This is a genomic window from Streptomyces sp. NPDC046261 (assembly GCF_040646235.1).
Lineage (GTDB): Bacteria > Actinomycetota > Actinomycetes > Streptomycetales > Streptomycetaceae > Streptomyces.
Window position 1 is genome coordinate 425,115 of the sequence record NZ_JBEYZU010000003.1, and the last position, 13,416, is coordinate 438,530.

Genomic DNA, 13,416 nt, shown 5'->3' on the forward strand with positions numbered 1-13,416 from the left:
AATCTCCGACACGTCGTTCACCTCCCTTCCGGGGCGGACGGGACGGCGGGGGACCGCGAGCCGAGGAAGGGAAGGACGGGGCCCTTCGCCCCGATCCCCCCGATTCCCCCGGTCCCCCCGAACGCGTAATCCAGGGCGAGCAGGACGCCCGCGGCGCCGGTGGCCAGGTCCGAGGAGAGCCGCAGCATCCGGAAGCCGGGGAACGCCAGCTCGCCCTCGTGCGAGCGGGCGTGCCAGGCCAGCCGCCGGACCTGCCGGAGCACGGCCGGCCGGTCCGCGGGCCCGCCCACCGCCGCGAGCGTGGCGATCGCCCCGGCCCGCCCGCGCAGCAGCCCGGCGTTGTGCACGTACACCCCGTCGCAGGTGCGCCGGATGCCGTCCAGCACCGCGGCCCTGCCGGGGTCGGGCCGGTGCCGCAGCACCTCGTGCAGGACGAGGGCGACCCCGGCACTGCCGCCGTGCAGATAGGGCAGGCCGGTGGTGCCGTCGAAGAGCGTGACGGTGCCGTCCTCCAGGGTCCGCAGCCGGCCCAGATCGTGCCGCAGCGCCCGGTCGGCGAGGTCGAGCCACGACGCCTCGCCGGTCTCCTGGCCCAACCGCAGGAACAGCAGCGCGACGCCGGTGGCGCCGTGCAGCAGGCCGTAGGGCGGGGGTCTGCCCGGCAGGGCGGGCAACGGGCCGTCGTCGACGGCGCGGCCCAGCTCCGAGGCCAGGCGCAGGGCCCTCTCCCGCAGGGCGGCCCGGCCGGTGGCCGCCGCGAAGTGCAGCAGCGTCAGGGCGATTCCGGCGCGGCCCCCGGCCAGGTCGGCGGCCGCCGACCGGTCCCACGAGGCCGGGCAGAGGTCGAGGACCTCCAGGGCCTGTGCGCGGTGCCCGAGCACGTCCAGGGTGAACGCGACGCCGTGCAGGCCGTCGTAGAGACCGGGCCGGCGGTTGCCGTCCCGCCGGGCCGCCTCGGTCAGCCAGTCGGTGTACGCCCGCGGGACGTGCGCCCCGGCCCGGTGCAGGGCGTAGAGGACGCCGGCGGCGCCGTAGCCGAAGGCGGCCCCGCCGATGTCGGCCGGCCCGCTCGGCGTGCCGGGGAAGAGCCGGTCGCGCCGGCCGGGGGTGGCACTGCTGTGGATGCCGCGCACCAAGGAGTCCCGGATGGTGGGCCAGTCGGGCGAGGGGGCCGCCAGCAGCGCGCCCGCCCGGTCCTCCCGCGGGGGCCCGGCCGGGGAGAGTCCCGCGAGCAGGCGGGCCGTGAAGCCCGCCGGGACCGGGTAGTGCGCCTCGACGGCGGCCGCGAGCGTCCGCAGCTTCCGCGGCCCGGGGCAGGGCAGGGGGAGGAACAGCCACAGCCGCAGCCGTTCGAGCAGATACCGGGCCGCGTCCCGGCCCGTGAGGCCCGCGGGCACCGCGAAGTCGCCGTCGCCGACGGGCGGCGGCCGGTCCTCGCCCGGGTGCGTCGCCGACGTCAGGCCCACGAGCACCGCCCGGCTGCCGGGGCGCACGAGGACGTCCTGCGGGCGCAGTTCGCCCAGGCGCAGGCCCCTGTCGTGGACGGCGTCCAGCGCCTGACCGACGCTCTCCAGCACGCCCAGGGCCCACGCGGTGTACGAGCCCGCCTCCCGCTCGGCGCGCTCGGCGGACGTCAACGGGAAGGCGGCCGAGGCGGCCCGGCGCAGACAAGTGCCCTCGACGTACTCCTCGGCGAGGAAGTGGTGTTCGCCGCGCGTGAGGTGCCCGGCCGGGCGCGGCACGCAGCCCAGACCGGCCAGCCGTGCCAGGGTGGCCCGGCGCCTGCCCAGGCGGGCGACGGCGTCCTCGCCCCGCCGGTCGAGCCCCGCGTGGGGCCGGGCCTCGCGCAGCACCACCCGGTCGCCGGTGCGGATGTCGGTCGCGAGGTACGTCCCGCCGCCGTGTTTGAGGCCCAGGGCCCGTTCGGCCCGGTAGGGGAAGTGGCCGGCGGGCGGGGCGTGCAGCGCCTGCCGGTCGGCGCGCAGCACCTCGGGCAGCGGCACCCACTCGGGCAGGGTGAACACGGCCCGGCGCGGTGCGGGGACGAGCGTGCCGTCCGGCCGCTCGAGCGGCCCGCCGGCGGGGGCGGCGTAGCGGGCGTGGAGCGGGCCGGGGCCGTGCCGCAGGGCGCCCAGGAGGTACGGGCCGGCCAATCCGTCGAGCAGGGGGGCGAGTACGCCCAGGGTCCGGGTCAAGGTGGCCTCGTCGCCGGCGTGCAGGGTGACCAGGTGCCGGTCGGGCAGCCGTTCCGCGCGGTGGCCGAGCGACTCGCGGGCCGTGGCCGGGCTGCGGACGAAGTCGAAGGCGAGCCGTGCCCGCACGCAGTGTCCCCAGACGATGTCGACCGCCCGCGCCAGCCTCTCCGGGGTGACCGAGACGTGGATCTGCCAGCCTTGCGCGGGCGGTTCGCTCCCCGGCGGGCGCAAGGTGATCCACCAGCCGCTCTCGGCCCGCTGCCAGCCCTGCGGGGGCGTCCGGCGGGCCGCGGCGAGCCGGTCGTGGTCGTCGGGGTAGCGCTCGGGGGTGTCGTAGAAGACGGGGTCGGCGAGGGCGAAGCGGTCGTAGTCCCTGAGCGTCAGCACGGCGCGTGCCTTTCGGGCGAGGACTCCGGTCGGTCACCGGGTCACAGGGCGAGGGCGCTGAATTCCGGCGGATTCGTCCGCACCGAGCGGCGGTCGATCCGGGACCGCACCTCCGGCGAACCGAAGTGGTAATCCATCCGCCGGACGGCCTCCGCCCAGTCCTGCATCGTCCGCACGGCGGAGAGGGTCTCCACGACGAAGGGGTCCCGCAGCCGCGACACCCCGCGATACCACAGATCCATCGGGGATTCGTCGAGGATATTTCCCACGGTTCCTTCGTAGACCGGCAACGCACGGACGGCACCGTCCGGCTCGATCTGCATCACCAGACTGTCGACGCCACTTGCGAAACGGTCCGGACGCATGACGAGATTCTGATTGTCGGTGGCGAAGATCTTCACTCCTTCCGGCGCCAGCGCCTGCAGCCGGGCGCGCTGCCGCTCACTCGTCAACTGCTTTACCTGGGCATCGTCGAGAAGCTCGAAGTGGCCGAATTCCGGTCGGCTGGCGAGCCCTTCGGGAACGGCCGCGTTGAAGGTCACGCTCCGCAATTCGCCGAAGCGCGGCGCGATGGCCGTGCAGAATTCCTCCAGTTGCGGGAAATTGCTCCGCACGACGACGCAGTCGATGCCGAACCACAGCGGCGACTGCTTCAGCCGCCTGCGCTCCCGGGCCACGCCGTCGAGCAGCGTCAGGGCGCTCAGCGCCCGGTCGAAGGAGCCGCGCCGGCCCCTGATCCGGTCGTGCACCTGCGCCGTCGCGCCGTCCAGGCTCACGATGACCTCGTCGAAGACCTTCGCGAGCTCGGTCGCCATCCACGGCTCCATGATCCAGCCGCTGGTGTAGACGGCGGTCTTCACCCCGGCCCGGGACAGCCGCCCGGCGACCTCGAAGATCCCCTTGACCAGGAGCGGTTCACCACCGGAGAGCGCGACCACCCGGGGATTCAGCGAGATCAGGGCGTCGGCCACCCGCAGCATGTCCTCGTGGCTCAATTGCCGCGGTGCCCGCCGGCCCGCCTCCGAATAGCAGTGCGAGCAACGCAGGGGACAGGCATAGGTGGTGTCCCAGACGACCACCTCGGGACCGGAAGACACGCTCATGGTTCCCTTTCGGCTTTCCTTGAATCGCACAAATCGATCGTCAGTCCGGGCCGTCACGCGGGGAGTCCGGGCAAATGGCAGACAATCCGAGCCTGCCGTACCCGGCCCGCCGCGCACATCCCGGAATCCTCCGATCTCCATGGAGGTTTTCCGCTATACGTCCCGTGGCAGATACGACCCGCGGCGTCATCATCCGGACCGCCGCCAGGACGGTCGTCGATAATGTCGCTCGTGAGGGGCAGGCGTGAGGGGTAGCGAACGGGCGATACGGATCGCCGCGTTCTCGGGCGGGCTCTGCCTGCTGTGGGCGGTGACGACCGGAGCGTTTCTGCTGCGGAACAACACCGTCACCCTGCCCTGGATCCTGGGCGCCGTACTGCCCTGTTACTGCGCGGGCCTGTTCGCGTGGTGGCACGCCCCCGCCAGCCCCGTCGCCCGGCGGCTGCTGCTCATCGGCACCGCGCTCTCGGTGAGCATCGGCATCCGCTACACCTCGGCCCTGCTGACCACCTGGTTCGGCTGGGACCTCAGCGCACCGGAGAACGGCCTGCCCTCGCTGGAGGCCTCCCTGGTGGTCCTCCCGACGGAGTGGGACAACCTCGCGGTCTCCCTCCTCGTCGCCCACCTCCTGGCCCTGCTGCCCGACGGCCGTTTCCGCTTCCGCTACGAGCGCCCCGTCCTGCGCTCGCTGTGGGCCCTGCTGGTCCTGCCGGTCGCCCTTCCGCTGGCGGGCGTGCCCACCCGCATCGTCGAGTACGCGGTGTTCTACTACCCCGAGGCATGGCTGCCCGGAGTGGGCGGCGCGCTGCTGGTCGTACGCTGCCTGCGCGCCCGCGCCGCCGGCGAACGCGACATCGCCGCGCTGCTGCCCATCGGCGCGACGGCCGCCGTCCTCTTCCTGGGCCGGGCCGTCTCCCGGCTGTTCCGCCCCTGGCACGGCGAGTCCGGGATCCTCTACCTCATCGGCTCGGCCCTCGGGGCCCTGCCGTACGTACTGATCTCGCTGTCCGTCGTCTACGCCGCGCTGCGCTACCGCCTCCTGGGCGTCGACATCGTCATCCGCCGCTCGGTCGTCTACGGCACGCTGTGGCTGATCATCAGCGGCTGGTACCTGGGCATGGCGATGACGCTCGGGCTGACCGCCGGCCAGTACTTCCCCATCGGCCTGTCCGTGCTGGTCGCGGTCACCGCCACCGCCCTCTTCCAGCCCGTACGGGCCCGGCTGAACCAGCTCGCCGAGCGCCGCGTGTTCGGCGACCGGCTCAGCAGCTTCGAACTCCTCGTCCAGTTCGGCAGCGCCCTCGAACACGCCTACGACCTCAGCCGGCTGGCGCCCCAGCTCGCCGCCGGCCTGCAGCAGGGCCTGAACCTGAGCTGGGCCCGGGTCCGTCTCGGGGGCGGCGGCGACCTGCCCGTCCACGTCGGAACGGCCGGCGAGGAGCCCGCCGGCCCGCACGCGAGCACCGGAAGCGGCTTCCCGGTCTGCTACGGCAACGACATCCTCGGCCTCATCGAGTACGGGCCCAAGGCCGAGGGCCGGTTCACCCCCGAGGACCACGACGTGGTGGAGACCCTCGCCCGGCAGGCCGCCCTCGCCGTCCACAACGTCCGCCTCGCCGCGGAACTGTCCACCCGCGTCGACGAGGTGCAGCGCCAGGCCGGGGAGCTCGACGCCTCCCGCGCCCGCATCGTGCACGCCCAGGACAGCGAACGCCGGCGCATCGAACGCCGGCTGCACGACGGCATCCAGCAGGACCTGGTCGCCCTGGTCGCCAAGCTGCGCCTGGCCCGCAACCGGCTCGGCCGCGGCGGCGACATCCACACCGTGCTGACCGAGGTCCAGGACGACGCCTACCGCGTCATCGACGAACTGCGCGAGGTCGCCCACGGCATCCACCCGCCGGTCCTCACCGACCAGGGCCTGGTGGCCGCCGTCACCTCCCGGGCCCGGCGGATGCCGATCCCCGTCACCGTGCACATCGAGGAGTCCCTGGACCGGGTGCGCTTCGCCCTCGACATCGAGGAGTCCGCGTTCTACCTGGTCTCCGAAGCGCTCACCAACGTCCTCAAGCACGCCGACGCCACCCATGTGACCATCCGCATAGCGCGCCGCGAGGGCTGGCTCGTGGTGGAGGTCGCCGACGACGGCGTCGGCTTCCCCACCGACACCACCCGGGGCTCGGGACTGACCGGGATGCGCGACAGGATCGAAGCGGTCGGCGGGGACCTGCGGATCACCAGCCGGTCCGGCGGCGGCACCACGATCCGTTCCAGGCTGGCCGAGCGGGTGCGGGAGGAGATCAGTGACTGAGGAACCGATGCGCGTGGTGATCGCCGAGGACCACTACCTGGTGCGCGAGGGCACCCGCCGGCTGCTGGAGGACACCGGCGACGTCCACGTCGTCTCGGCCGTCGGCGACGCCGCCGAACTCCTCGACGCCGTCGAGGAACTGCGCCCCGAGGCCGTCATCGCCGACATCCGCATGCCGCCCAGCCACCACACCGAAGGCATCACCGCCGCCCACGCCATCCGCGCCCGCCACCCGGGCATCGGCGTCGTCATGCTCTCCCAGCACGCCGACGAGAACTACGCCTTCGACCTCTTCCAGCGCGGCACCGACGGCCTGGCCTACCTGCTCAAGGAGCGCATCGGCGAACTCGACGAACTGCTGCGCGCCCTGCGCGAGGTCGCCGCGGGGCGCTCCGTCGTCGACCCCCGCATCGTCGAGGTGCTCATGGGCAGCCACACCCGCGCCGCCGACGCGCCCCTGGCCGCCCTGACGCGGCGGGAGCTGGACGTGCTGCGGCACATGGCGGAGGGCAAAACGAACCGGGCGATCGCCGGGGCGCTCGTCCTGTCCGAGTCGACCATCGAGAAGCACGTCAACTCGACCTTCGCCAAGCTGGGCCTGGCGGAGGAGCCGCAGCTCCACCGCCGGGTGAGCGCGGTCCTGGCCTACCTCCGGCACGCGCCGCGGGGCCACGGCTGATCAGGGGACGGCAGGCCCTACTCGCGCAGGTCCTCCCAGGTGATGACGGGGCTCCCGGACCGCATGCTGAAGTCCATCGCCGCGTCCCGCACGGGCCACTTCAGCCGCAGCCAGTTCGGCACCGTGGCCGGAATGCCGTCGTCCGCGGCCAGGTGCCAGAACGTGTTGGAGTCCTGCCGGGCGAAGTACGGGCAGAAGAAGGAGACCACCACCGTCACCCGCCGCCCCCTGGTCACGGGCGAGACGGCGTGGAAGATCCGGCTCCCGTGCAGGAACAGCGCCGCCCCGCGCTCCCCGCACGGCGCCTCCTTGATCCGCGGATCGCCCTCCCGGGCGCCGGTGAACTCGTCCGCCCGGCCCTGGAAGTAGCTGAAGCGCCCGCCGTCGTAGTCCTCGTAGCCGTTGAGCTGGATGGTCAGGACGTAGTCCATGCCGTCGTGGTGCCACTTGACGATGTCCGAACGGCCGTCGGCCTCGAAGTAGTTGACCTGCACCGTGGGGATCCGCAGCGGGTGCGGGATCAGGGGCACCCCCGCCAGCCGCGAGCAGGCCAGCAGGAAGCCCCGGTCACGGATCATGTTGTTGATGAACGCCGACATCAGATCGGCGCCGCGCACCCTGCGCGTGGTGATGAACCGGGCGGTGCCGGCGGAGCTCTCGAGCCTGTCGCACACCTCGGTGAGGCAGTCCAGGCCCTCCGGCGTCAGGATCCGCACCGGTCCGACGAGGGCGGTGTCGTCCACCCTGCCGTAGCCGTGGCTGAGTTCGTGGGCCGCGTAGCCGAAGTCCTGCAGCCGCAGCCGAGGCCCCCGCGGATCGGGGACCACGAAGTCACCACGCCAGCGCGGTTCGCCCGGCAGCTGCGCCCTGCGGGGCGGCCTCCTGCCCCGCAGGGCGTGGACGACCTGGTCGAGTCCGGTGGCCATGCGGGGATGGTTGAGGACGCTGCTTCTGCCGCTTCTCTCCCGTGCCATCGTCATGAGCCGATTGCAACGCCCGGACCCCCGCCCCACAAGGCCCGGTTCCCGCCAGGAATCAGTACGCGCCGGGCCAGCGGTAGCGGACCCGGGTGAGGGCCTCGGAGATGTCCCAGAGACTGTGGGCCAAGGTGGCGTCCCCGGCGGGCGCGGGCAGCTCCGCCGGGCCGGGGGCGCCGCGCGCCCCGAAGCGGCCGGTGGGCCCGTAGAAGCCGCCGGGGACGACGTCGCCGGCCGTGGCCGCGTACAGGGACGGCAGCGCCGCCTGTTCCACGCTGTGGCCGACGACGTGCTCCAGCGCCGGCCGGGCCAGCGCCCGCAGCGGGCGGGCCAGGTGCCGCTGCAGTCCCGTCGCACTCAGACCGGGATGCACGGCCACACCCGTCAGCCGGGCTCCGGCGGCGTCGGCGCGGCGCTGCAGTTCCAGGGCGAAGAGCACGTTGGCGAGCTTGGACTTGGCATAGGCGGCCATCGGCCGGTAGGTGCGGGTGCTCTGCAGGTCGGAGAGATCGGCCAGCGGAGTGCGGGCGATGGCCGCGCTGACGGTCACCACCCGGGGGTCCGGGGCCCGCAGGATCAGCGGGAGCAGCCTGCCGGTGAGGGCGAAGTGGCCCAGGTGATTGGTGCCGACGGTGAGCTCGAAGCCGTCCTCGGTGGTGCGCCGCCGGGGGACGGCCATCACGCCCGCGTTGTTGACGAGCAGGTCGACCGGCCGGCCGCCGAGTTCCACGCGGTGGGCGAAGCCGGTGACGGACGCCAGGTCGGCCAGGTCGAGCAGGTCGGGCCGGACCCGGGCGCCGGCCACCTCGGCGGCCAGGCGCTCGGCGGCGGCGCGGGCCTTGCCCGCGTCCCGGCCGGTGACGACGACCTCGGCGCCGGCCCGCGCCAGTTCGCGGGCGGTGACGTACCCGATGCCGCTGTTGGCCCCGGTGACGACGGCCAGCCGGCCCTCCTGGCTCGGCATGTCGTCGGTGGTCCAGCTGTCGTGCATGCCACTCCTCGGCGGCCGGTCGCGGGCGGGCGAGCGTATTGTCCGCCGACCGGACGGCCGCCGCGGGGAAGGCGCGCCCGGGCGGCCGGCGGGAAGGCGGGCTCACCCGCCGGCGATCTCCTCCGCGACCTGGCGGGCCTGCCGGGCCACGTTGCGCAGATGGTTGGCGAAGGGGACGCGTACGTGCGTGCCGACGCCGGCCACCCAGACGCGCTCCGGCCGCGCCCCGGGCCGGCGGCGCACCCGCAGGTCGGCCTCCAGATGTTCCACGGCCCCGGCGCCGTCCGCCGCGCCCTTCAGACGCAGCGCCTTGCCGTCGGGGGACCAGTGGAGCGTGGGCTGGTGGAAGCCGGTGCCGTTGACGATGTGGTCGAAGTGATCGAAGCGGTCGAAACGGTCCGGTGTGCCGGCCGGTTCGGGCCACTCCACCCGCCAGGCGTCGCCGTCGCGGACGACGGAGCGGGGGTAGGGATGGGCCAGCCGCAGGGCACCGGTGGCGAAGTGCGCGAGCAGGCGCCGGGCGTTGACGACCGTCATGGCCGTGGCGTAGTAGCCCGTGAACCAGGCGAAGCGCGCCATCAGGGCGTGGCGGCGCGGCGCCGGCAGGGCGGGGGCGAGCGCGATGGCCGCCTCGAGCAGGGGCACGACGACACCGGGCCAGTGACAGACGCCCGCGTCCACCAGGGCCGTCTCCTCGCGCAGGCGCTGGACGGGATCGGGCGCCGTCGACGTCTGCCGGCGCAACGGGCGGCGGCTCAGCAGCCGGACCGCCTCCACAGCGCCGCGCAGCACCTTCTCCTCCAGCAAGGGGTCCGCCGGGTCGAGGCGGGCGATGCGTTCCACCGACGGGAAGTCGCGCGGGGGCGCGCCCAGCGACAGGCGTACGGAGGGCAGCCGGCCGGAGGGCGAGGTCATGACCGTCCGGTGACCGTCGCGGCACAGCAACAGGGCCGCGTCGATGGCCGACTGGCGGGTGCCGAGGACCAGCACCCGGCTCCGCGGACGCGTCTGCCGTCGCAGGCGCTCGGAGGGGTAGGGGCTGTCCAGATAGCGCGGGTGAGCGGTGAGGCCGGCGAAGCCCTCGGGGACGCGGGGCCGGCGCACGCCCGTACAGATCACCACCGCGTCGGCCGTCAGCCGCTGCCCCGTGCTCAGCCGCACCCGGTGCCGGCCGCCCGTCCGCGCGCCGACCGACTCGGCGTCCGCCCGCACCTGCCGCACCACGATGCCGAGCGCCGTCGCCGCGGCCCGTGCCCCGGTGTGGCGGTCCCGGCAGTAGGCGGCCATCCGGGCCCGGGGGACGCAGTCCCGCGGAGACCCGTTCCAGCCGTGCTCGCGCAGATAGCCGACGAAGTCGGCGTGGTCCTCGGCGAGCAGGGAGTTGACCTCGGCCGCGCTGTTGCACAACAGCAGCGGGTCGTCGTCCCCGAAGGCCAGCCCCCAGCCGACCGGGCGGGGGTCCACGACGGTGATCGACCGGACCGTACGGGCGGCCGCCCCGGCCTGGCGTGAGAGCGCGCGGACCAACTGGACGAAGACGCTGGTCCCGGCGACACCGGCGCCCACGATCACCACGTCCTGCCCGGCGGGCGGGGCGGGTCTGCCGGGTTCGGGGGAACGCAGGGGGGCCGTGGGGGACATGGCAGCACCTTCCTTCCGTAGCTCACCCTGCCCGTACCCGCGCGCCGGGAAGCACCGGCCCCGGCCGGTGTTGCGGTGTCACAGGTCCCGGCGCATGCACACCCGGGGCCACCGGTTCAGGCCGTGGGCGGCTTCCTGTCGCCGGATGTCCCGCAGGCCCGGGCCGAGCCCGTGCTCGTCGAGGGGGCGGAAGCCGCAGCGCGCGTAGTACGGCGCGTTCCACGGCACGCCGGTGAACGTGGTGAGGGTCAGGGCGGGAATCGCGTCGGCCGTCGCCCGACGGGCCAGGTGGTCCAGCAGGGAACGGCCGATACCGCGGCGGGCGCTGTCCGGGTGCACCGACACCTGCTCGACGTGGAGGTTGCCGTCGACATGGTCCGCGATGAGGTAGGCCACCGGAGCGTCGGTGCCGTCGACCGCGACCCAGGCCAGGCCGGCCCGCTGGTAGTGGGCGAGTTCACCGACCGGCAGCGGCTCGTCCTCGGCGATCTCCGGCATGCCGATGTCGTGGAAACACCTCCCGGCGGCCCGCTCGATGTCCTGAAGGAGAGTCAACTCGTCGGGGCGTACCGCTCGGATGCGCATGGGGCCATTGTCTTCGGTGGGCGGGACGGCCCACCGCGCGGGGTGGTGGCGGGCGCCCGTGGCCGGTTCGGCCGCGGGCGCGGTCAGCGGGCCCGGTCGCCGGCCGAGGCCATGCCCAGCCAGGTGTGCGGGTTGCCCTCCCAGCACCACCCCAGCTTCGGGGCGCCCTTGCTGATCCACAGGGCCGGGACCCTGCGGTCCCCGAAGCGGGTGCCGGCGAGCGAGAAGCACTTGTTCTTGGCCAGCGCCCGGGGGAACTGGGTGAGGAACGCTATGCCCTCCTCCATGGTGAGCGGGGTGCGGCCCCGCTCGGCCACGGCCGCCAGGGCGTCGAGGGGGACGACGGCGCAGAACTCCTCGCCGCGGTCGACGTCGAAGGCGACGTACGCCTCCCCGTCCGGGAGCGCCAGTTCCTCGAGCGAGACGAACCTCTCCAGCTCGCCCGGGGCGTAGAAGCGCTCGATGACACCGGGGGCGCTCTTGCCGGCGAGCGTGGTCAGCGGCACCGACTCCTCGAGGGGGACGAGCGCCCTGGTGACCACGAGCAGGAACGGCACCCGGCCCTCGGCCGGCGGTTCCATCGTCGCCGCCCGCGCGCGAACGGGCTCGCGCAGCGGCTCGACGACACCACGGAACGCGGTCTCCGTCATGCCGGCGAGAGCCGGGTAGCCCAGGTCGACCAGGGTCTGGACCTGACGGTCGAACTCGGTGCCGGCGTCGAAGACGGTCATGTGAAGCCTTCCTCAGGGAATTTTGCAACGGACATAAACTTAGCCCGGGTCGACCATCGTGGTCAAGAGTAAATTTATGCCCGGTGTAAGATTCCCTCATGGGTATCGAACCGATGGGGCTCCGCGAGTCCAAGAAGCAGGAGACCAGGCAGCTCATCTCCGACCATGCCACCAGGCTGTTCATCGAGAACGGCTTCGAGTCGACGACGATCGCCGAGATCGCCGCGGCCGCCCGGGTCGCCAAGAAGACGGTGACCAACTACTTCCCCCGCAAGGAGGACCTGGCCTTCGACCGCCACGAGGAGTTCGTCGCGGGCCTCGCCCGGATCGTCGAGGGCCGGGCCGAGGGCGAGTCGGCGCTCGCGGCGCTGCGCCGCGAGTTCCTCGACGGGGTGGAGCGGCACGACCCCGTGATCGGGTTCTCCGGGGAGGTGTTCGCCCGGATGATCGCCGACAGCCCCACGCTGCTGGCCCGCCTGCGCGACATGCACGATCAGCGCGAGGCCGCGCTGGCCGGCCTCCTCGCCGCGGAGACCGCGGCCGCCCCGGACGACATCACCCCCCGGGCGGCGGCGGCCCAACTGGGCGGCGCCCACCGGGTCCTCTTCCAGCAGATCCTGGAGCTGACCCTCGCCGGTCACGACAACGAGCGGATCGCCGAAACGGTGGCGGTATCCGCCGACCGCGTCTTCGCCATGCTGACGGAGGGGCCGCTCGCCCGCTACGCCGTGCGGTGAGTGCGGCCCGGTTCAGCCGTGGGCGATTCCGCTGAGAGCATGCCGTGGTTCCCGCCGCGGCCGGGATCGGGCACAGTCGCCGTCATGAGACTCCTGATACTGGGCGGAACGGAATTCGTGGGTCGCGCCGTCACCGACGAGGCGCTGGGCCGTGGTTGGGAGGTGACGGTCTTCCACCGCGGCCACCATCCGGCGCCGGCGGGAGCCGTCGCCCTGCGCGGTGACCGCAGGGCAGGGGACGGCCTGGCGGCCCTGGCGCACGGCGAGTGGGACATCGTCGTCGACACCTGGGCGGCCGAGCCGTCGGCCGTACGGGACGCGGCCCGGCTGCTGGCCGGGCGGGCCGGGACCTACGTGTACGTCTCCAGCGGGTCGGTGTACCGCCATCCCCGCCCCGCCGGGCTCGGCGAGGACGCCCCTGTCGTGGACGGTTCGCCCGACGCGGGCGAGGTGGAGTACCCACAGGCCAAGCGGGGCGGCGAGCTCGCCGCGGCCGCGGCCTTCGGCGACCGGGCGCTGCTGGTGCGGGCGGGGCTGATCCTCGGCCCCGGGGAGAACATCGGGCGCCTGCCCTGGTGGCTGCTGCGGATGGCACGCGGCGGCCCCGTCCTGGCGCCGGGCCCCCGCGACCTGGGCATCCAGTACATCGACGCCCGTGACCTGGCCGCCTGGAGCCTGGACGCCGCCGCCCGCGGCCTCGGCGGCCCGTACAACGCCATCAGCCGCCCGGGCCACGCCACGATGGGCGAACTGCTGGAAGCCTGCGCCCACGTCACCGGCGGCACCGCGGAGCTGCGCTGGACCGCCCCGGAGAAGATCCTCGACGCCGGCATCGAACCGTGGTCGCACCTGCCCGTCTGGGTGCCGCCGGGCGAGCAGCACGAGACCCTGCACCAGGGCGGCGTGGACAAGGCGTTCGCCGCCGGCCTGCACTGCCGCCCGGTAGCGGAAACGGTGTCCGACACCTGGTCCTGGCTGCAGGAACTGGGCGGAATCCCACCCCAGCGCCCCGACCGCCCCACCGTCGGCCTGGACCCGGAGACGGAGGCGAAGGCGCTGCGCGCCTGAGAAGCGGCCCC

11 protein-coding genes are annotated in these 13,416 nt (G+C 73.8%); 4 read left to right on the forward strand and 7 right to left on the reverse strand.

Annotation, left to right across the window (positions count from 1 at the left end; genetic code table 11):
• Positions 1 to 17: 17 nt before the first annotated feature.
• Together lanKC and ABZ956_RS08720 are read right to left on the reverse strand one after the other, a co-directional pair.
• On the reverse strand, positions 18 to 2,582 hold the full coding sequence (gene lanKC / locus ABZ956_RS08715) for a class III lanthionine synthetase LanKC (protein ID WP_361888994.1): 2,565 nt from the start codon (positions 2,580 to 2,582) through the stop codon (positions 18 to 20).
• A gap of 41 nt (positions 2,583 to 2,623) precedes the next feature.
• Positions 2,624 to 3,715, reverse strand: a complete 1,092-nt coding sequence (locus ABZ956_RS08720) for a radical SAM protein (RefSeq protein WP_361888997.1) — start codon at positions 3,713 to 3,715, stop codon at positions 2,624 to 2,626.
• Between the two features lie 214 nt (positions 3,716 to 3,929).
• Here ABZ956_RS08720 and ABZ956_RS08725 point away from each other — a divergent pair, with 214 nt between their 5' ends.
• Positions 3,930 to 5,996 carry a GAF domain-containing sensor histidine kinase gene (locus ABZ956_RS08725; RefSeq protein WP_361889000.1) on the forward strand — a complete coding sequence of 689 codons (2,067 nt, stop codon included), beginning with the start codon at positions 3,930 to 3,932 and terminating at the stop codon, positions 5,994 to 5,996.
• Complete coding sequence (locus tag ABZ956_RS08730) at positions 5,989 to 6,675, forward strand: response regulator transcription factor (protein WP_361889003.1); 687 nt, start codon at positions 5,989 to 5,991, stop codon at positions 6,673 to 6,675. The genes ABZ956_RS08725 and ABZ956_RS08730 overlap by 8 nt, the downstream gene beginning before the upstream one ends.
• A gap of 17 nt (positions 6,676 to 6,692) precedes the next feature.
• Here the strand turns inward: ABZ956_RS08730 and ABZ956_RS08735 are convergent, their stop codons facing one another.
• From ABZ956_RS08735 to ABZ956_RS08755, 5 genes are all read right to left on the reverse strand, one after another.
• Positions 6,693 to 7,601 (reverse strand): hypothetical protein, encoded by a 909-nt coding sequence (locus tag ABZ956_RS08735; protein WP_361889006.1) that lies wholly within the window; start codon positions 7,599 to 7,601, stop codon positions 6,693 to 6,695.
• Positions 7,602 to 7,710: 109 nt separating this feature from the next.
• Positions 7,711 to 8,643 carry an oxidoreductase gene (locus tag ABZ956_RS08740; protein ID WP_361889009.1) on the reverse strand — a complete coding sequence of 311 codons (933 nt, stop codon included), beginning with the start codon at positions 8,641 to 8,643 and terminating at the stop codon, positions 7,711 to 7,713.
• 102 nt (positions 8,644 to 8,745) lie between these two features.
• Positions 8,746 to 10,284: an FAD/NAD(P)-binding protein gene (locus ABZ956_RS08745; RefSeq protein ID WP_361889012.1), complete on the reverse strand. Its 1,539-nt coding sequence runs from the start codon at positions 10,282 to 10,284 to the stop codon at positions 8,746 to 8,748.
• Positions 10,285 to 10,362: 78 nt separating this feature from the next.
• Positions 10,363 to 10,869, reverse strand: a complete 507-nt coding sequence (locus ABZ956_RS08750) for a GNAT family N-acetyltransferase (protein ID WP_361889015.1) — start codon at positions 10,867 to 10,869, stop codon at positions 10,363 to 10,365.
• A gap of 83 nt (positions 10,870 to 10,952) precedes the next feature.
• The gene (locus ABZ956_RS08755) at positions 10,953 to 11,600 is read right to left on the reverse strand and encodes a DUF5701 family protein (RefSeq protein WP_361889018.1); all 648 of its coding nucleotides are present in this window, start codon (positions 11,598 to 11,600) and stop codon (positions 10,953 to 10,955) included.
• A 98-nt stretch (positions 11,601 to 11,698) separates the two neighbouring features.
• Here ABZ956_RS08755 and ABZ956_RS08760 point away from each other — a divergent pair, with 98 nt between their 5' ends.
• Positions 11,699 to 12,337: a TetR/AcrR family transcriptional regulator gene (locus ABZ956_RS08760; protein ID WP_361889021.1), complete on the forward strand. Its 639-nt coding sequence runs from the start codon at positions 11,699 to 11,701 to the stop codon at positions 12,335 to 12,337.
• 84 nt (positions 12,338 to 12,421) lie between these two features.
• Positions 12,422 to 13,405, forward strand: a complete 984-nt coding sequence (locus ABZ956_RS08765; protein WP_361889024.1) for an NAD-dependent epimerase/dehydratase family protein — start codon at positions 12,422 to 12,424, stop codon at positions 13,403 to 13,405.
• The last annotated feature ends 11 nt before the right edge of the window (positions 13,406 to 13,416 follow it).